Source organism: Clostridium perfringens, from assembly GCF_016027375.1.
Classification (GTDB): domain Bacteria; phylum Bacillota; class Clostridia; order Clostridiales; family Clostridiaceae; genus Sarcina; species Sarcina perfringens.
In genome coordinates this window covers 1,469,479-1,486,746 of sequence record NZ_CP065681.1, presented here as the reverse complement: position 1 = coordinate 1,486,746, position 17,268 = coordinate 1,469,479, and the positions used below count along the sequence as shown (strand labels likewise).

Sequence of the window (17,268 nt, the reverse complement as noted above, 5' to 3'; positions counted from 1 at the left end):
TACAGTAGACTATAAGCTATGTTTATCTATTAATCTCTTTAAATCTTCTAAACCTAAATCAATTTCCTCTTTGGAGAAATTATATTTTTTAAGTTCTTCTTCACTTTTATTAGCTAATAAGCTATACATTTTCTCTCCTATTTCATATATTTCCATAGAAGGATTTTTCTCTGCCTCTTTAAAAAGCATATCCTCAGCCTCATCAATTTTCCCTTTAGATATTAATCCTCTTAAAGTTATCCAAAAGATATCATCCTTTGAATAAGTATCAGCTAAAAGAAAATCATTTTCTCCATCATTGTTTAATAAGAATCCCATTAAAACACCTACTTTTCTATTTCCTTTATTATATCCTTATCTTAAAAATACTTAACTTTATTTAAAAAGCTCTAAATATTCTTCATATCCTTTTTCCTTTAATTCTTCCTTTGGAATAAATTTTAAAGAAGCAGAATTTATGCAATATCTTAATCCACCTAAATCCTCTGGTCCATCACAAAATACATGGCCTAAATGTGAATCTCCTAGTTTACTTCTAACTTCTGTTCTAATCATTCCATGACTTTTATCTACCTTTTCTTTTATTATGCTTCTATCTATTGGTTTTGAAAAGGCAGGCCATCCACAAGAAGAGTGAAATTTATCCTTTGAAGTAAATAAAGGCTCTCCAGTAGTTATATCTACATATATTCCTTCTCCATTAAAGTCCCAATATTCATTTGTAAAAGGTCTTTCAGTTCCATTTTCTTGAGTAACATAATATTCTTCCTCAGTTAAGACTTTTTTTAATTCCTCTTTTTCCTTCTTTGTATATTTCAAAATGATCACTCCATTTTTTATTTATTATTATTTTAAAATAATACCTATGTAAAATATTATTTTAATGAGTTATATTTACATTCTTTCAACATAATCTTTTATATTTTCAATTATTATTTCTAAAGCTTTAATGCTCCTTAATACATTTCCTTTTATACATAATGAATGGCCAGCATCCTCTATTCCTAATACTCTTAATCCCTCAGATTTTATTTTTTCCAAATTCTCTGAAGATATTAAAGTATCCTTAGTACCAGTTATTATTAATCCTTCTTTATCTAATTTCTCTTTAAAGGTTTCATTGATAGGAGTTAAATAAATATTTTTAATATGAATATCATAATTTTCCTTAATTTCTTTATCTATTCTACTTTGTAATACTGTACCTAGACTTTTACCTATAAGAATAATTCTCTTATATTTTCCTCTTCTAAGTTCTAAGGCACTAAAAATAATATCTAGAGTTTCAAGTAATAATTCTCTTATATCATTTTCATCCTGTCTATTAAAAGCTTCTCTACTAACTTGAAATCCATATTCTATTCCTAAACAATCAAATTTAAAATCTAAAATAAGCTGTTTAGAATAATCTAAAAGTGCTTTATCTAGGGTGTACCCAAGGCCTGGTAGTATTATTGCTAAAGTATCACTTTCATTACAAATTAATTTATTCTTAGTTATGCATTTCCACATTGATTGTTTTTCTATATTAAAACTGTTCATATTTTAATCACCTTCTTTTTAAATTCTATTATATAATTATATGTTAAATTTTTTCAAGGAAGAAAAATTTATATTTATATTTTCCACAAAGGATTTTCTATAAAATGGAAGAATATATAATATAATCTCTCTTTCAGAAAGGAGTTTTTATGAATATTGATAATATAAAAGAAGTTCAAGCAAAAAGTAATAAAATGATCTCTGAAATTCATTTTAAAGAACAATGTAGCTGGCTTAGAAACTCAAAAAAGAAAAAAAATCTAACAAATGACTTTTCAAAAGAAATTTATGAGAACCTAAAAGATAAAAAAATATATTTAGAGTTACTTGAAAAGGAGATTAGTGATATTTTTTCTAGCAAAGATTTTACAAGTAAAGAAAAGAATCGCATATATGAATTAACTAATGAATCCTTTTGGAAATGGAAACTTAATATAGATAAAAAATAAAAAACATCATTAGTATTTTCTAATGATGTTTTCTTATACTATTTACTTGATTTATCTTTATTATTTTCACTTTGATTGCTATTATTTTCTTCCTTAGAAGTGTTTTTTATAACTTTAAAGTCATATCCTTCATTCTTGTAGTAATCTATTATTTGTGGTAATATTTCTACGGTTTTTTCTTTTCCTGCTGCATCATGCATAAGAATAACTACATGATTTTTTCCTTTTGATGTTTTTTTCACATAATTAAGCATTTCCTCTGTAGAATATGGTTTTCCCTCTGCATCACCATCTAAGGCATTCCAATCAACATTTATTATTCCATTTTCCTGTAATGTATCGTCAAATTCTTTAAGAGAAGGATCCTTATAATATTTTCTTGTTCCATACCCACCTGGCATTCTTAATACCTTGCAATCAAATTCTCCTCCTAAAATGCTCTGCATTATATCATTAGTCTTATTAAACTCATCCATAAAGGAATCAATTTTCAGCTTATTTCCTGGATATAATTTTTTAAAATCATGACTATAACTATGGTTTGCAATAGCATTTCCACTTTTTAATTCTTCTTTTAAATATTCTTGTTTTTTAGAGTCTTTTTCTATACTACTTCCTAAAACGAAAAATGTTCCATGTACATCCTTATCTTTTAATATATTTAATATCTTTTCTGTTGAATTAGATGGTCCATCATCAAAGGTTAAAAATACATATTTTCCTTCACCTTTATATGTGTCATTAGCCATAGCTTGTACATCTTTAGCATCAACTGCATACTTATCTGCTTCATATGTAATATTCATTCCAGGCATTACATCATCTGGATTAGGCTTTATGACCTTCTCCTGCTCTTCCTGTTCTTTATTAATTGAAGCCTTATTAGCTAAATTGCTACCTATCATTGTAACAACTTTTATTCCACCCCATAATAATATTATAATTGCTAAAACTCCTAAAAATATTTTCAAAAAATTATTTTTATTTGAGTTTCTCCTTTTAGAAAAAATCTCCTTACTCATTCTTTCCTCCTATGTTAAATTTATATATTTTATAATTACTCCATTTCTCACTTAGATAATTATCTTTTAATTTTTTTAATTTATCATTTCAAAATAGTTACATTTTTTTAATAATTATAAAATTAATTTTAGTCTAAATATTATTATATATCAAATGAAAGTATATTTTCTAATAAAAAATAAGAATAAACTCTATTAAGATAAATTACTAAAGTTTATTCTTATGATTAATTAAATTTATCAGCTTAAATTATTCTTAAAATACATAAGTCCATACATAGCTACTGAAATTCCTAAAAATATCAATTGAATAAAAGAAAGTCCACTTATTAAACGATTGTTGACTTTTCCATAAATAAAAATCCTTCTTAAGACTTCTATTATTAAAAATATAGTTAAAGTTTTAAGATATATTTGCTTTTTCTCTAAATATTTGCCGTAACATACATATATAAGATATATAATACAAGTTACAACAATAAAGCTTATAATAAAATCTCTATTTATCATCCTATCCCCCCTCACTAAAACTATATTTTTATTTAATTTTACAATTCTATAATTTTATTTTACAATAAAAATTGCTGAATAAATATAAAGGATGGTTTAATAATGACGAAATTTTATAAATTTTTAATTTCTATAATAATATTAGCCTTAGTTTGTCTTATATTTTTCCTTGCTAAGAGTAATATATTAAATTTAGATAGCTTAAAAAACTTAATTTTAAGTTCTGGATATTTCGCTCCCCTAATTTATATAATAGCCTTTGCCTTAGTTCCATTAACTTTTTTCCCTGATTCAGTACTAGCAATCTTAGGTGGAAGTATATTTGGACTAGGAGGAGGATTCTTATATACAAGTATTGGTGCTTTAATAGGAGGAAGTATATCTTTCTTTATTTCTAGAATCCTTGGTCAATCCTTTGTGGAAAAGTTTGAAAATGATAAACTTAAAAACATACAAGAATTATTAAAGGACAATGGATTTTTAATGATTCTACTTTTAAGATTAATCCCTCTTTTCCCCTTTGATTTAATAAGCTATGGAGCTGGTCTTACTAAAATATCATATAAAGACTTTGCTTTAGGCACTTTAATAGGAACTATTCCCGGCATATTAGTTTTTGTAAATTTAGGAGCTCAATGGATTACTTTTAACAAAACAAGTATATATCTATCTGTAAGTCTATTAATATTATTTATAATAGTATCTGTGTTCTTAAAGAAAATTTATATAAATAAGCATTTAGCAAAAGGTAATTAAATCTTTAAAAATAAAAATAGTCCAAGGATTTTTCTTCCTAGGACTATTTTTATATTTATAAAAACCTTTTATAAATCTTTATAGTTACTTATATTTATTGGTTCTATATTATTTTGTCTTGCCCATCTGTTAAACATATTAAACACATGTTTTTCATCTAATTTTTCTCTTAATAAATTTTCATCTTCTTTATTACAAGCTAAGTATTCTTTAAATAAACCCTTCTTATCATCTGATAAGGATCTTATAAACTCTTCTCTCTTTTCTTCTGATATATTATTAAACTGATTTTTAAAGTCAAAATTAAAATCCTTTCCTGCCTTCCCATTAGTATCTTTAGAAAAACTCTTAAATACCATTTTTATTTTATACATTGACTCAAATAATAATCCTACAGCAAATAATATTATTCCTACTAAAATTAAAGCTTTCACCTAATCATCTCCAAACTAAATTTTTATTTAAACTATATTAAGTAAAAAGGAGCATATTAAAATTTAACTCCAAAGAAATTCTATCATAGTTTTCTTTGTAAATATAATTTTAATACACTCCCTTTAAATTAACTTATATAATTCATAGGATTTACCCATTCACCATTTATCATTATACCAAAATGAAGGTGAGGTCCTGTACTATATCCTGTTGATCCTACATAAGCAATTACTTGTCCTTGTGATACATGTTGACCAGCTTGTACAGCAAGTCTAGATGAATGTCCATATAAAGTACTTGTTCCATCTCCATGATCTATTATAACCATATTACCATAAGCAGTATTCCATCCTGCTTCAACAACAGTACCTGACTTTGATGCAAGAATAGGTGTTCCATAAGATGCTCCTAAATCTGCCCCTGTGTGAACACTTCTTTTTCCTGTAACAGGATGCACTCTAGGTCCAAAGGGATCTGTAACTCCACCTGGAGCTGGTCTCATAAATCCACTTGAGGAATTAGCCTTTGTCTCTGAATTTCCCTCATTACTAGATGAGCTTGATTCCTCTGTACTTTTATTGTTTGTACTACTTTTACTATTATTATCACTATTTACCTTAACACTTTTTTTCTCATTAATTAAATTATTTATATAATCTTTAAGATTAGCATTATCTTCTTCGTAACTATTAATTTCATCTAATACTGTTCTTTCTTTTTCACTTAAGCTATTTATTTCAGCTTGTTTTTCTTCTTCTAAAGAATTTAATTCATTTAATTGAGATTGATACTGACTTACTAAGGTATCATATTCTTTCTTCTCATTTTCTAACTTAGTTTTTTTACTTGATAAGTCTTCTTCTTGACTTTTTAATTGAGATTCTTCACTTTTTAATTCACTTTGAACCTTCTTTATGTCATCAATTAACTTATTATCTGTGTCTACCACATATTTTATGCTTGATACATTACTTATAAAGTCCCCTACATTTTTTGATTCAAGCATTATGTATAAAAACTGATTGCTTAAATTAGATTTATAAGCACTTCTTATTCTACCTGAAAGTATTTCTTCTTTTTCTTCTTCTTCCTTTTTCTTCTTATCTATATTACTTTGAATATCATTAATTTGTCCTTGAAGTTTATCTATACTATCTTTTAAGGAATCAATATTACCTTTATATTCATCAACTTTCTTTTGAGAAGTAAGTAACTTTTGATTTTTATCAGCTACTTGTTTTTGTATTTCGTCTAATTTACTTTGAGATTTACTCTTCTCAGAATTTATATCACTTTGTTTATCTTTAAGATCATCTATTTTATTTTTATTACTATCAATTTCTTGTTGAGCTTCTTCTGTAGTCTTAGCTTGTACAATATTAGTGCTATTTATTGAAACCGCAAAAATCATTGATATACTAAGTATAATTGCAGTTAATTTTCTCTTGTTCATAATATTTCACCTATTTCTTCTTTAAATATATTATTTTACTAAAACACTACACATCAACATATTATACACCATAAAAATAATTTTGTTAATATAATAAGTATATATAGTAAATTAAATTAATATCCTCTTAACTATGCTTTTAAAAAGACTATACAAAAACATACTTTTCTTAAGTAATATGCTTTTATATAGTCCTTAATTATAAATTAAAATTTTTCATTTTTTATTTCATTAATTATAAATTAAAATTTTTCATTTTTTATTTCATCATCTATAAGTTCTTCTAGAGTTTTAAACTTACCTTTCCCTTTTAAATAATGTTTTTTTATGCTATCTTCCATTTCTGATAGTGAAACTTCAGCATAAAACTCTTCTTCCTTGAAATCATGTTTCATTCTTTCATATATTCTTTTTATTATATTCTCTCTATCTTTACTACTTATTTCTTTACTCATAATCATTCACTCCCTATACAAGTTAATAATTTATTCATAATTATATTATACACATGGACTAAAATATATTAAAGTAATTAATTAAAATTATTCACCAAATCTTCTATTAATATCTATACTATTACTAGATTTTAAACTTAGGAGGTTTTTTATGAGTAAATCTGCTTGGGACTATACCTTAGAAATTCTATCCTTAATGGGTGACATTGATTATTACAATGATTTGTTAAGTAAAAATCTTAACAAGAAAGAGCGAGAAGTGTATTCTAAAAAAGTAGACGCACTAGAAAGTAAGTTCTTCTCTTTAAAAGAAAAGCTAAAAAACACATCAATTTTTTAATGAAAAAAAGGTCCAACAAAAGTTGAACCTTTAAACAAACTCAATTAATGTTCCCAAATATGCCGTCACACTTACAATTTTATACCTGCCTCTCGCAGGTGGGTTTTACGCAAACTAACTCGATCATCTTCCGTCACAAAAGTGAAGTAAAACTTGAAGCCCGATTTCATTAGCTGTTTTGCAAATCCCGTATTTCTCATGTAGGTTAAAATTAATAAGCTTCGCGTACATCTCAGGATTAATCATGTTTTTATTATAACACAAGATATAAAAAAAGCAACATTGAATTTTTAGAATGTTTTTACTATTAAGATAGTTTTAGTTAAGTATAAACTTAAAACTATTCTAAAAATTATTTTAATTCATCTAAAATATCATCTATTTCTAGTTCTTCATCCTCTGGTAAGAACACAGCTAAGAACTGTTTTCCTGAATAATTGCTAGCTTCTATTTCATATCCTTCAGCTTTAGCTATTATTTCAAAGTCTTCCATAACTTCTTCTAAAATCTCTTCAACACTATCTGTTGCAATATCATCTAAATATGGAATAACACCTTCCACAATCCATGGATTACTATCTTCTTCATAGTCTGTTTCATCATTTGCACAAGCTTTAGCACCTTGTATTTCTACATCTTCAAAATCATAATAAAATTTAAGAGCTAATCTGTTGTCTTCTGAAGAAACTTCCTCTATTTCTGTTAATCCATTAGTAGATAAAAAATTTATTATTCTATACTTCTCCATAATATTTACCTCTTTTTAGTATAATAACTTCTTATATTCTTTTTTTACTAATCTAAATTCTTCATCATCTTCAACTAAGTTATATTCAACTGAATCATTTACTTTATCAACTCTAAAAACAAAGTCATCAGCTTCATCTCCGTTACCTTCTACTGGTGAAAGAACTATATATTCTTTTTTGTTCTTTTCTCCTAAATATATTTTAGCAACAACCTCAAATTCAACTTTATTTCCCTCTTCATCTCTAAAAGCCATTATTTGTTTTTCTTCCATTATTTCTCCTCCTAAATCAACCTATTAAAGGTGATTTTTCCTCTTTATAAAATATATATTCATAATGTAACGCTCTAGTTAAAACCACATAAAGAAGTTTCTTATCTATTTCATTATCATTATAATTTTCTTTATTTAAATTATAAACTATAGTACAGTCAAATTCTAATCCTTTAGTAAGATATGACGGTATAATTATTAAATTCAAATCAAACTCTTTTTGATCATCTTTAATTAATTCAAAGTCATAATTTGAATATTTCTTAACTAAAGTTCTTATCTTCTTACATTCATCAAGGGTTTTACCAACTATAGCTATTGAAGTTTTTCCTTCATCTTTTACTTTTTTAACTATTCTATCTAATCTTTCACAAAATTCTTTTGCATTATTAAACTCAATTTCCTCTGGAACCATTCCATGTCTTAAAACTGGTTTTGCTGGCTCTTCATAGGTATTTTGTTTAACTAAAACCTTATTCGCATAATTTATTATTTCTACTGTACTTCTATAGCTTTGGCTTAAGTGCTTATACTCTGCATTTTCATCATAAACCAATTTAATAGCCTCTTTCCAATCATTAATTCCTTTAAATGAATATATTCCCTGACCAATATCTCCAACTATTGTTAAAGACTTTCCTGAAGCCATCATAGACATAACATATAACTGTAGCATAGAATAGTCCTGTGCCTCATCAATGACAATATGTTTTAATAAGCTGCTTTCCTCTATTCCTTCTATTCTAAATTTTAAATAAAGCATAGCTGCTAAGTCATCTGAATCTATTATTTTTTTATCTATATTATTAGCCAAATTTTCTCTCATATATTCAGCTAACTTATCTGGTATTTTTCCCCCTGTTACTTCATTAAAAATCTCCTTGTTTTCAAAGAAATTTTTATAAACATTAGTGGTATCTATACCCTTCCATCTATTAAAGTATTCATTAAATTCTTTTCTAGCAGACTTTTTTATTTCTTTTTTATGATTATCTCTCTCATCATAAAGCTCTATAAGTTTTTCTCTTCTTTCTTTAGAATCTTCCATACTTTTTTTAAGTCTAGCTATTCTATACTCATACTGAAAATCAACCTTATCTAAAACCTTACTTACCTTTTCTCCTAATTTCTTAGAAAAATAGTTTTTGATTTCATCCTTTCTCTTGTTAACAGGATATTTTATTAAATCCTTTAGGAATAATCTTTTTATCTCCTTTGAATCAAAAACTGAATATCCACAAATTCTTATATTATCTATATCGCTATCTTCTCTTTCAAGAATTTGAATATATCTATCTAACATTTCTTTAAATAATATAGACCCTTTTATTTTACTATCATTCATTATATATTTATTTTTTTCTAAATCATTTTCTAAAATTTCTACTAATTTTTTATCCTTAGTTATAACTTTACCTTTCATACCTAACTTTTTTAAGGCTAGTTCTTCAAAAGTTTTTTGTTCAACCTTATCTACTCCTAAGTTAGGCAACACTTCAGAAATATAATCTAAAAATATTTTATTTGGTGCTATAACTAAAATATCTTCTCCAGTTATGGTTTCCTTATATCTATATAATAAATAAGCTAGTCTATGAAGAGCTACAGTGGTTTTTCCTGAACCTGCTGACCCTTGTATTATTAAAGGTGAGTTTTTAGGTGCTCTTATTATATCATTCTGCTCTTTTTGTATAGTAGCTACTACATCTTTTAATTTAGTCCCTGTGCTATTTTCTAAATTAATTCTAAGGAATTCGTCTATTAACCCATCCCCTTCTTCATTAAGACCAGATTTTAAAATAATTTCATTAATTCCCTCATCAAAACATTCCTTTAATTTATGCTCATTATCAAAAAGAAATTTTCTCTTTAAGCTAAGCTCACCCTCAATAACCCCAATAGGTGCCTTATAATATGCCTCTCCTTGAGTACCACTATAATAAAGATCAGCTAGGGGTGCTCTCCAATCTATTACCTTTTCTTCTCCTTCTAGCATATCCCCAAGTCCGCATTTACCTATATAAAAACTTTCGAATTCTTTTCTATACTCCCTAAAATCTATTCTTGCAAAGTATGGCTTATTATAAGCTTCTTTAAATTTTTCTTCTTCCTTTGATAAAAAGTCCACAGACTTCTTAACTATTTCTATCTCTGGATCATAGGCTCCCTTAGATTTCTTATTTAAAGCATCTAATTTTTCATTGGCTTTTAACTTTTCACCTTCTAATCTTTCCTCTTCACTTTCAATCCACCTTTTAGTTTCTGAAAGGACTTCTCTCTCATAAGTTAAAATCTTATTATCACTCATAATAAATACCTCCCTCACTAAATAGTCCCATTTAATTTCTCATTTAAATAATAAATAATAAAAAATAATTTATAAAACAAAAAATTTTAATTTCTAGAATACACCTTAAAAAAGGTGTAAAAGACTACTTCATTATTATTTACTAACAATGTAAGTCCTTTTACACCTTTATTTCACGAAATATGTTTTAATCATTTAAATTCTTCTATAATCTTAATCTATTTAGCTAAAATCATATTAAAGATAGAACATATTTTTAGGTATAATCAATTTATTTTCCTTCATAAAGTCATTATTATAACTTGCCTACATCATATTGTTAATTATATTAGATTTTATTATTAAGTTCAATTATATTTTCTATTACAAAATCTATTAATATACTCTAAAATCAACAAACTAAATAATGTAACTTAATACTTATTCATCTAAATTATTTTAACTTTAAATAACTCATACCAAAATTTTTAAATTATTTCAAAATTAAAAAGGGCGTGTATCAAAATAACTTTTATTTGTTATATTTTGATACAGCCCCTCTATTAAATCTATTATTTATTATGCTACTTTGTAAATCTAATTGCCATAAGTGTATTTGGTCCTTCTATATCAACATCTTCTTCATTCATTCTATCAGAATAAACTACAACCCTATATCTTACATCACGAAGTATTTCTGTCTCAGTTGAAATATGAGAAAATGGTATTGCTACATCATCACTTCGTGGAGCTAAATCAACTTCTAAAGTATATATAGGTTTTGGATCTTTCATTAAGGAAGATACCTTTTGAATAACTATAGTTATATTAGCATTATCCTCTTCTCTTCCTTCTTCTCCATCTTCTATATCTGATTCATACTCATGATCTAATACAATAACTCCATGCAACCATATAATATCACTTGCATTTACTATATCAAATCCAACTTCAAGCATTAAAGTTGGATTTTTAGAATCTATAGATACAGGAATATCATCTCCATCAGCTCTCTCATCAAACTTAACCTCAGTTATATAATTCATACTAGTCTTATACCTATTACAACAATAATCTGAATAACCCATAAAAAACACATCCCCTTTACATAATATTAATATAGTATATGATTAATAAATGTGTACTGGGACACTTTTTTAAAATATTAATATAAAACTAAGAATTTCTTATTTAAAATAAATTTTTCTAATTATTTTTTTATAAAAGGACAAAATAAATTAGAGGTGATATTCATGGAAAAAATTACAGATAGAACTCCTAGTGAAGCTTTAAACGATAATCTTAAGGGGCTTTATATGGGAATGGATATTTTTAAACGTTACGAAAAAAAATGTAAGTCTAATGACTTAAAAAATTTACTTAATGATGTTATAAACCTTTACTCTAAGGAAGCCTGTGAACTTTCAAGTAAAATATCTGCTCTTGGTGATTCACCAGCTTCAAATGTTGGCATTCTAGGAAAAGCTTCTGAGGCTATTTACAATATAAAAACTGTTACAGCTGATACAGATAGTGAAATTCTAGAAGAAAGCATAAAAGCTTTTAAGACAGGTATAATTATGTTTCAAAAGTTTTTACATGAAAAAGAATATCAATTAGATAAAGAATCAATTGACCTAGTAAAAAATATGATACAAGAAAATGAAGAGCTTAGCAAAAAATTAAATGAGTATTCAAGCCCTCACCAAGCTAACTTTTTCTAAATAAACTAGGCTATATAAATAGCCTATAAATAAAACTTATAAGTTGTTTATTAAACTATTTATAAGTTTTAATTTAAGCTTTTATATAGCCCACTTTTTATCCTTAGTAAAGGATACATTTAGCCATTTTTCATAATTTATATGTGATAAAGAATTAAATATTTTTTCTCTTACCCCATCCATTTCATCTAATACTTTAATATTAGATTCTTCATTATATATAAAATCTATTTCTATTCTTAAATCATTTCCCGTTTTAGAAACCCTTGTAATAGTATCTTCAAAGTTATATTCTCTCTCTATTCCCTCTACAAGTTTATCTATTTCTAAAGTTATACTATCATCTGCCTTAAACTCTAAAAGTTCTTTTAATCCATCACCGAAGGACTTTATAGGCATTTTTATAAATACCGATGAACAAATAATAACCATTAATGGGTCTAAGTATCTATTAAACCAAATAAACTCTGTATGCTTAATTATATTTGCTATTAAAAATCCTACTAAAACTCCTAGGCTTAATAAAGTGTCCATTAACCATTGACTACTTTCTATATTTACTAAACTTGAGTTAATAGCTTTTCCTTTTTTCTTTAAGAAAAAATATGCAATTCCACACCCTAAAGTTGATATTAGGGCATATATTAAGGCATACCCATATTGAACTTCATTACCCCCATTTATTAAATCTTTAATAGAACCTGTAAGTGAATATATACACATAATAAAAATTGCTAAGGATTTAATTATTACTATTAAAGGTTCTATCATCTTCTTACCAAAGGGATACTTCTCATAATCTTTTTTATTTATATAAATGCTTCCCATTAGGGCTAGTAATGATAAAATTACACCACCTAAGGAATACATTCCATCAAATAAAATCATCTCTGATTTTACAGTTCATCCCCATGCTATTCCTAACACAGCAAAAAACAATGTTCCTAATGTAGATATCTTAAGCAAATAACTTTCCGTCTCCATAAATTTCACCTCAAAATAAACCTTCTAATAATATTTTATGGTTTTTTTCAAGGAAATTCACTAACTAATAAGTCTTATATATGACACTATTATATTATCTTGGCCTTGTATAAAATTTAGTATAAAACATTTTAAGCACTATTTTATATAAGAAAGCTACTTTAAAAACTAATTATTTATTTAATCTAATACTATATTCAATATTTTCTTTTAATATTAGAGCTTTTTCCTTTGAAGGATAGGGATATTGAAAACTTAAATTCATATTTATTGATTTTAAAGCTTCAATTAAATCTTTTGCAAAGAATTGTAATACAGCTAAATAATACCAATATATTGATGATGAATCAAAATTTACATTATCATCAATATATTCATCTAAACTTTTCCAGTTATTTTCATAAAGATTTCTTGTACCAATTAAAAAATCTTTTTTATTACTTATTTCTTTACTTCTGTTATTTTGATTTATAAAATTTCCTTTCAAAATTACTGTTTGATCAATTATACTAAAAGAATTACCTTGCCATTTTAATGTACTTTCAATTAGACCTATATTATCCGTAGCTGCTTGACCAATAACCTTTTGAACAATACTTAAATTAGCAATTTCACTTCCCATAGGATAATATGAATTACATCCCCATACACTACTTATATTTGCTTTCTCCTTTCCTTCTTTTACTTTTCCATCTCCAGAATATACAAAGTCTAGATAATATTTAAAATTTTCTTTTATATCAACAATATATTTTTTATTTCTTTCATAGTTAAGTACCTCAACTTTATAATCATCTCTATAAAAAGCACTTACTTTATTTTTCTCATAGAAATCATTGGTATTAAATATTTCCTTTAATTCCTCTCCCTCATAAGTAAAAATTTGCCCCTTAACACATCCCCCAAAACAATCACCTATGGATCTTATAAATATATCTAATTTATTTGGATCCCTAAAGGGTTCTAAATGAACTTCAAAATTATAATTATTTTCTGTTAATTCATATTTTAAAACCTTTTCCGAATTTCCCTCTTTAATAACTAACCAATGTCTATTTAAACATTGATTAAAGGCACAGGACATAATATAAACTTCGTCACTAATACCATCTCCTGTAACATCACCTAATTTGTAATCTATTATTTTCCCCTTATCAGTTTCAATCATATTAACTCCTAATTTATATAGTTATAATATTATTTTATCTTCTATCTCCTTATCTGTTACTTTCATTTGAAAACAAGTGAAATTTAAATTAATTTAGTTTATAATTGAATTAATAAACTCTTATAGATGGGAGATAATTAACATGACTAAAAAGAAAAATAAACTTTTTATAGTTGTATTATCAGTATTAATTTTAATATTAGCTTGTTTTTTTGGAGTAAAAGCAGTTTATAAATCATATTTTGCTCCTAAAGTATCTGTAACCTCAATAAATTCTAACATAGAACTTAACGATTGGAATTTAATAAAAAAATTCCTTCCTAACAATATAAATCTTTCTTTAAAAGAAATAAATGTTAGCTCTACAACTGAATTTTCTGATTCTGAATTAACAGATTTATTTATACTAGCTTTGCGTGAAGAACCTGATGCAATAAAAGATCTTAAGGGATTAAAGGTTGATATAGAAAACGATGATATTAATATTTATGTAGATGTAAACTATAAAGATATACCTTTCCAAGGAAAACTTACCTTTACAGCTCAAAGTAAGGATGGTAAAGGAATATTCCACTATAAAGAAGGAAAGGTTGGCTTTATTGATATTTCTAAGGATACTATCTTTAAAAACCTACAAGATAATTCAATACTTTCCTTTGACAAAACTAATGGAGATATAATCCTTTCATTTAAGGATATAATAAAATACCTTCAAATAAAATCTATAAAGGTAGAAAATAATAAAATAGTAATAGTATTTAATGGTACTATTCCCTTACTTAGCTCAATCTTTCCAAATCTAAACTAAAAAGGATAGTATTGAAATAACTTTTTATAAAACTTACAAACAATATGAAGAGAATATCTAGATGAGCTTTAGAATTTAAATTATTACGCAGAAGATATTACGTTAAAAAACTGAGACTGTTCGAAGCGTAGCAAGTTTCGAAGTTTTAGTAATATCTTCGGAGTAATAATTATAAATTCTTAGCTAAATCTAGTAATTCTCAGAATATGTTTGTAAGTTTTATTTGTTATATTTTAATATAGCTCCTTTTTTAATTTATAACATAAATTTATATATTAAGTGGAATAATAAATTTATTATATATTAGTTTAGGTGATGTTTATGATTGATAAACTTATAAAGAAATATAATTTAGATGTGGATTCTATGAAACGTGAGGGGACAATTGCATGTTTAACATTTTTAGCCTCTTGGATATTCTTTGGAATTAATAATGCAATCTTAGCATATCCAATAGCTTTAACCTCCTCAATTCTTTTAAAAGAAAATTTTAAAATAAATCCCTTAGAAAAAACTATACGACTTTTATTTTTATATTGTTTTATAGTTGTTCTATCTTTTTTAGCATCAAACAATTTTTTATTAGGAATTATAATAAACTTCTTCACCATATTTTTCATAGCTTATAAGCTCTCAGTTGCCTACACTCCTTTATTATACAAACCATTCTTAATGTTATATGTATTTACTTATTTTTATAAGGTAGACTTTCAAGGCTTACCTAGAAGATTATTATCTATTTTCTTTGGCTTTAGTTTAATAATAATCTTTCACTTATTTTTAAACAAGCTAAGTTATAAATCCTTAATAAAAGATAACATAAATAAATCTTTATTTTTATTTGAAAGCCAAGTAGATAACCTTATTTTTAGAAGTTATAATTCAGTTTTACAGCAATCTATCTCTAAAGAACTTACTACTATTTGTTATAACCTTTATACTACAAGAAAGAGAAAAATTTTAACTAATAATTTAGGCAGTATTCAATTTAAAATATATGTAATATTAGAAAACTTAAACTTAGATTTATATAATCTAAATAAGCTATACTCAAAGCTTAATTACAATAGTGCCCTAATTAAATCATTTTTAAAGGAATTAAAAAAATCTATAAATATTTTAAGATTATATTTAAATGATGAGATTTCTTATTATGAAATAGATAAACAACTGTATAGATTAAATAGATTTCATGAAGATTTACCTGATCAGTTCACTTTTTTTCATGACTTATCTATTTCAGTAACCAATCTTTATTTATATTTGGCTGATATGACTACTCTTGAAGAAGGAGAAGGATATAAAAGCTATGATTTATGGAAAAATACCGATAAAAACCAATTTAAATTTAGAGATTCTCTTCATTTTGGAACAATAAAACTTAATTTTGCCCTAAGAATCTCTTTAACTTTAAGCCTTGTGTTACTTCTTAGCTATCTATTTGATTTTACTAAAATGAGTTGGCTTGGAATAACTATAATGTCCATAATGCAACCTTATTATGAAGAGACCTTAAATAAAAGTAAAGACAGATTAAAGGGTAATCTTTTAGCTATTTTTCTTGTAATTATTATTTTAAACTTGTTTCAAAGCCAAGTTGTGCATATTATTGTATTAGTTTGTAGCCTGTATCTAACCTATGGATTTAAAAGCTATTATAAGCTCTCTCTCTTTACTGCCATCTCTGCTATTTGCATGGCATCTCTTAGCTATGGAGTTAATACCTTAGCTATTTTTAGAGTTTTTTATTTAGCTTTAGGTATATTAATAACCTTCTTAGCTAATAAATTTTTATTTCCTTATAACTTAGATCAAGGGCTAAAGGAATTAAGCCTTAAATTAATAAAATATGTAAATATATTAGCAGAAGATCTAATAAAAAATCCTTCAAAAAATGAAGAGGAAATAATAAACTTAACCATCCATATAAAGCTCATGTGTAACAAGCTTACACTTAGAAATATTCAAAAAAAAGATAAGGATATAAATAGGTTAATACTCTTAACTGAAAATCTTACTGCTTCTTTAAGCTATTATACTCTTTTAAAAAAAGATTTAGGATTGGTATGTGGAATAAATAAAGATGAGTTAATTAAACTTCAAAGTAAATTACAATATTCCCTTAAAGAAAAGGTGCCATTAATAGATATAATAAACCTATTAGATTCAACAGTTGATTCCCTTATTAATTGTCCTTACTCTAGAAAAGTAATTTATAACCCTGCCTCTAATGGGTTTATATATTAATTAAAGCTTATTTCTTAAGTAACGATCTCATTATAACCATATTTAGAATGAAAATTATAATGAGATA

General features: G+C 25.6%; 20 protein-coding genes and 1 other RNA gene. 6 read left to right on the top strand and 15 right to left on the bottom strand.

The window, feature by feature from the left end:
• Positions 1–9 precede the first annotated feature (9 nt).
• From I6G60_RS07320 to I6G60_RS07310, 3 genes are all read right to left on the bottom strand, one after another.
• Positions 10–318, bottom strand: a complete 309-nt coding sequence (locus I6G60_RS07320; RefSeq protein ID WP_003449678.1) for a DUF6483 family protein — start codon at positions 316–318, stop codon at positions 10–12.
• Between the two features lie 57 nt (positions 319–375).
• Complete coding sequence (gene msrB / locus I6G60_RS07315; RefSeq protein WP_003456069.1) at positions 376–819, bottom strand: peptide-methionine (R)-S-oxide reductase MsrB; 444 nt, start codon at positions 817–819, stop codon at positions 376–378.
• Between the two features lie 75 nt (positions 820–894).
• Complete coding sequence (locus I6G60_RS07310; protein ID WP_111744266.1) at positions 895–1,542, bottom strand: alpha/beta hydrolase; 648 nt, start codon at positions 1,540–1,542, stop codon at positions 895–897.
• Between the two features lie 149 nt (positions 1,543–1,691).
• Here I6G60_RS07310 and I6G60_RS07305 point away from each other — a divergent pair, with 149 nt between their 5' ends.
• The gene (locus tag I6G60_RS07305) at positions 1,692–1,991 is read left to right on the top strand and encodes a hypothetical protein (protein WP_003455891.1); all 300 of its coding nucleotides are present in this window, start codon (positions 1,692–1,694) and stop codon (positions 1,989–1,991) included.
• A 38-nt stretch (positions 1,992–2,029) separates the two neighbouring features.
• On the opposite strand, the gene I6G60_RS07300 is transcribed toward I6G60_RS07305, so the two are convergent.
• Together I6G60_RS07300 and I6G60_RS07295 are read right to left on the bottom strand one after the other, a co-directional pair.
• Positions 2,030–3,013, bottom strand: coding sequence for a polysaccharide deacetylase family protein (locus I6G60_RS07300; RefSeq protein WP_003456012.1), 984 nt, complete (start codon positions 3,011–3,013; stop codon positions 2,030–2,032).
• A 240-nt stretch (positions 3,014–3,253) separates the two neighbouring features.
• Positions 3,254–3,523: a hypothetical protein gene (locus I6G60_RS07295; RefSeq protein WP_003449716.1), complete on the bottom strand. Its 270-nt coding sequence runs from the start codon at positions 3,521–3,523 to the stop codon at positions 3,254–3,256.
• A 102-nt stretch (positions 3,524–3,625) separates the two neighbouring features.
• Between I6G60_RS07295 and I6G60_RS07290 the strand changes: the two genes are divergently transcribed.
• Positions 3,626–4,279, top strand: coding sequence for a TVP38/TMEM64 family protein (locus tag I6G60_RS07290; protein ID WP_003449611.1), 654 nt, complete (start codon positions 3,626–3,628; stop codon positions 4,277–4,279).
• Between the two features lie 68 nt (positions 4,280–4,347).
• Here the strand turns inward: I6G60_RS07290 and I6G60_RS07285 are convergent, their stop codons facing one another.
• From I6G60_RS07285 to I6G60_RS07275, 3 genes are all read right to left on the bottom strand, one after another.
• Complete coding sequence (locus I6G60_RS07285; RefSeq protein WP_003468093.1) at positions 4,348–4,713, bottom strand: hypothetical protein; 366 nt, start codon at positions 4,711–4,713, stop codon at positions 4,348–4,350.
• 128 nt (positions 4,714–4,841) lie between these two features.
• On the bottom strand, positions 4,842–6,167 hold the full coding sequence (locus I6G60_RS07280; protein WP_011010541.1) for a murein hydrolase activator EnvC family protein: 1,326 nt from the start codon (positions 6,165–6,167) through the stop codon (positions 4,842–4,844).
• 242 nt (positions 6,168–6,409) lie between these two features.
• Positions 6,410–6,622, bottom strand: a complete 213-nt coding sequence (locus I6G60_RS07275; protein ID WP_003455999.1) for a hypothetical protein — start codon at positions 6,620–6,622, stop codon at positions 6,410–6,412.
• 151 nt (positions 6,623–6,773) lie between these two features.
• Here I6G60_RS07275 and I6G60_RS07270 point away from each other — a divergent pair, with 151 nt between their 5' ends.
• Positions 6,774–6,962: a hypothetical protein gene (locus tag I6G60_RS07270; RefSeq protein WP_003465144.1), complete on the top strand. Its 189-nt coding sequence runs from the start codon at positions 6,774–6,776 to the stop codon at positions 6,960–6,962.
• 46 nt (positions 6,963–7,008) lie between these two features.
• On the opposite strand, the gene ssrS is transcribed toward I6G60_RS07270, so the two are convergent.
• The 5 genes from ssrS to I6G60_RS07245 form a co-directional block, all read right to left on the bottom strand.
• A non-coding RNA gene (ssrS, locus tag I6G60_RS07265) (6S RNA) lies at positions 7,009–7,204 on the bottom strand.
• A 110-nt stretch (positions 7,205–7,314) separates the two neighbouring features.
• Entirely contained in the window at positions 7,315–7,710 is a 396-nt protein-coding gene (locus tag I6G60_RS07260; RefSeq protein WP_003449533.1) for a hypothetical protein, read from the bottom strand.
• 15 nt (positions 7,711–7,725) lie between these two features.
• A complete protein-coding gene (locus tag I6G60_RS07255) occupies positions 7,726–7,983 on the bottom strand; it encodes a DUF1292 domain-containing protein (protein ID WP_003449706.1) in 258 nt (85 codons plus the stop codon).
• 16 nt (positions 7,984–7,999) lie between these two features.
• A complete protein-coding gene (gene helD, locus I6G60_RS07250; RefSeq protein WP_110082646.1) occupies positions 8,000–10,291 on the bottom strand; it encodes an RNA polymerase recycling motor HelD in 2,292 nt (763 codons plus the stop codon).
• A gap of 563 nt (positions 10,292–10,854) precedes the next feature.
• Positions 10,855–11,358, bottom strand: a complete 504-nt coding sequence (locus I6G60_RS07245; protein ID WP_003456073.1) for a hypothetical protein — start codon at positions 11,356–11,358, stop codon at positions 10,855–10,857.
• A 165-nt stretch (positions 11,359–11,523) separates the two neighbouring features.
• Between I6G60_RS07245 and I6G60_RS07240 the strand changes: the two genes are divergently transcribed.
• Positions 11,524–11,994, top strand: a complete 471-nt coding sequence (locus I6G60_RS07240; RefSeq protein WP_003455895.1) for a ferritin-like domain-containing protein — start codon at positions 11,524–11,526, stop codon at positions 11,992–11,994.
• 81 nt (positions 11,995–12,075) lie between these two features.
• Here the strand turns inward: I6G60_RS07240 and I6G60_RS07235 are convergent, their stop codons facing one another.
• Together I6G60_RS07235 and I6G60_RS07230 are read right to left on the bottom strand one after the other, a co-directional pair.
• Positions 12,076–12,882 carry a cation diffusion facilitator family transporter gene (locus I6G60_RS07235; RefSeq protein ID WP_003475427.1) on the bottom strand — a complete coding sequence of 269 codons (807 nt, stop codon included), beginning with the start codon at positions 12,880–12,882 and terminating at the stop codon, positions 12,076–12,078.
• Between the two features lie 268 nt (positions 12,883–13,150).
• Positions 13,151–14,146, bottom strand: a complete 996-nt coding sequence (locus I6G60_RS07230; protein ID WP_003449696.1) for a hypothetical protein — start codon at positions 14,144–14,146, stop codon at positions 13,151–13,153.
• 142 nt (positions 14,147–14,288) lie between these two features.
• On the opposite strand from I6G60_RS07230, the gene I6G60_RS07225 reads away from it, so the two are divergent.
• The gene (locus tag I6G60_RS07225) at positions 14,289–14,954 is read left to right on the top strand and encodes a hypothetical protein (protein WP_197925684.1); all 666 of its coding nucleotides are present in this window, start codon (positions 14,289–14,291) and stop codon (positions 14,952–14,954) included.
• Positions 14,955–15,275: 321 nt separating this feature from the next.
• The gene (locus I6G60_RS07220; protein WP_197925682.1) at positions 15,276–17,201 is read left to right on the top strand and encodes an FUSC family protein; all 1,926 of its coding nucleotides are present in this window, start codon (positions 15,276–15,278) and stop codon (positions 17,199–17,201) included.
• The last annotated feature ends 67 nt before the right edge of the window (positions 17,202–17,268 follow it).

What these genes read in the sequence shown, in the direction of transcription:
- I6G60_RS07320 (WP_003449678.1), bottom strand. Translation starts at nt 318, where the DNA reads ATGGGATTCTTATTAAACAATGATGGAGAAAATGATTTTCTTTTAGCT.
- I6G60_RS07225 (WP_197925684.1), top strand. Translation starts at nt 14,289, where the DNA reads ATGACTAAAAAGAAAAATAAACTTTTTATAGTTGTATTATCAGTATTA.
- I6G60_RS07275 (WP_003455999.1), bottom strand. Translation starts at nt 6,622, where the DNA reads ATGAGTAAAGAAATAAGTAGTAAAGATAGAGAGAATATAATAAAAAGA.
- I6G60_RS07260 (WP_003449533.1), bottom strand. Translation starts at nt 7,710, where the DNA reads ATGGAGAAGTATAGAATAATAAATTTTTTATCTACTAATGGATTAACA.
- I6G60_RS07240 (WP_003455895.1), top strand. Translation starts at nt 11,524, where the DNA reads ATGGAAAAAATTACAGATAGAACTCCTAGTGAAGCTTTAAACGATAAT.
- I6G60_RS07245 (WP_003456073.1), bottom strand. Translation starts at nt 11,358, where the DNA reads ATGGGTTATTCAGATTATTGTTGTAATAGGTATAAGACTAGTATGAAT.
- I6G60_RS07290 (WP_003449611.1), top strand. Translation starts at nt 3,626, where the DNA reads ATGACGAAATTTTATAAATTTTTAATTTCTATAATAATATTAGCCTTA.
- I6G60_RS07295 (WP_003449716.1), bottom strand. Translation starts at nt 3,523, where the DNA reads ATGATAAATAGAGATTTTATTATAAGCTTTATTGTTGTAACTTGTATT.
- I6G60_RS07230 (WP_003449696.1), bottom strand. Translation starts at nt 14,146, where the DNA reads ATGATTGAAACTGATAAGGGGAAAATAATAGATTACAAATTAGGTGAT.
- I6G60_RS07310 (WP_111744266.1), bottom strand. Translation starts at nt 1,542, where the DNA reads ATGAACAGTTTTAATATAGAAAAACAATCAATGTGGAAATGCATAACT.
- I6G60_RS07255 (WP_003449706.1), bottom strand. Translation starts at nt 7,983, where the DNA reads ATGGAAGAAAAACAAATAATGGCTTTTAGAGATGAAGAGGGAAATAAA.
- I6G60_RS07280 (WP_011010541.1), bottom strand. Translation starts at nt 6,167, where the DNA reads ATGAACAAGAGAAAATTAACTGCAATTATACTTAGTATATCAATGATT.
- I6G60_RS07270 (WP_003465144.1), top strand. Translation starts at nt 6,774, where the DNA reads ATGAGTAAATCTGCTTGGGACTATACCTTAGAAATTCTATCCTTAATG.
- I6G60_RS07305 (WP_003455891.1), top strand. Translation starts at nt 1,692, where the DNA reads ATGAATATTGATAATATAAAAGAAGTTCAAGCAAAAAGTAATAAAATG.
- I6G60_RS07300 (WP_003456012.1), bottom strand. Translation starts at nt 3,013, where the DNA reads ATGAGTAAGGAGATTTTTTCTAAAAGGAGAAACTCAAATAAAAATAAT.
- helD (WP_110082646.1), bottom strand. Translation starts at nt 10,291, where the DNA reads ATGAGTGATAATAAGATTTTAACTTATGAGAGAGAAGTCCTTTCAGAA.
- I6G60_RS07235 (WP_003475427.1), bottom strand. Translation starts at nt 12,882, where the DNA reads ATGATTTTATTTGATGGAATGTATTCCTTAGGTGGTGTAATTTTATCA.
- I6G60_RS07220 (WP_197925682.1), top strand. Translation starts at nt 15,276, where the DNA reads ATGATTGATAAACTTATAAAGAAATATAATTTAGATGTGGATTCTATG.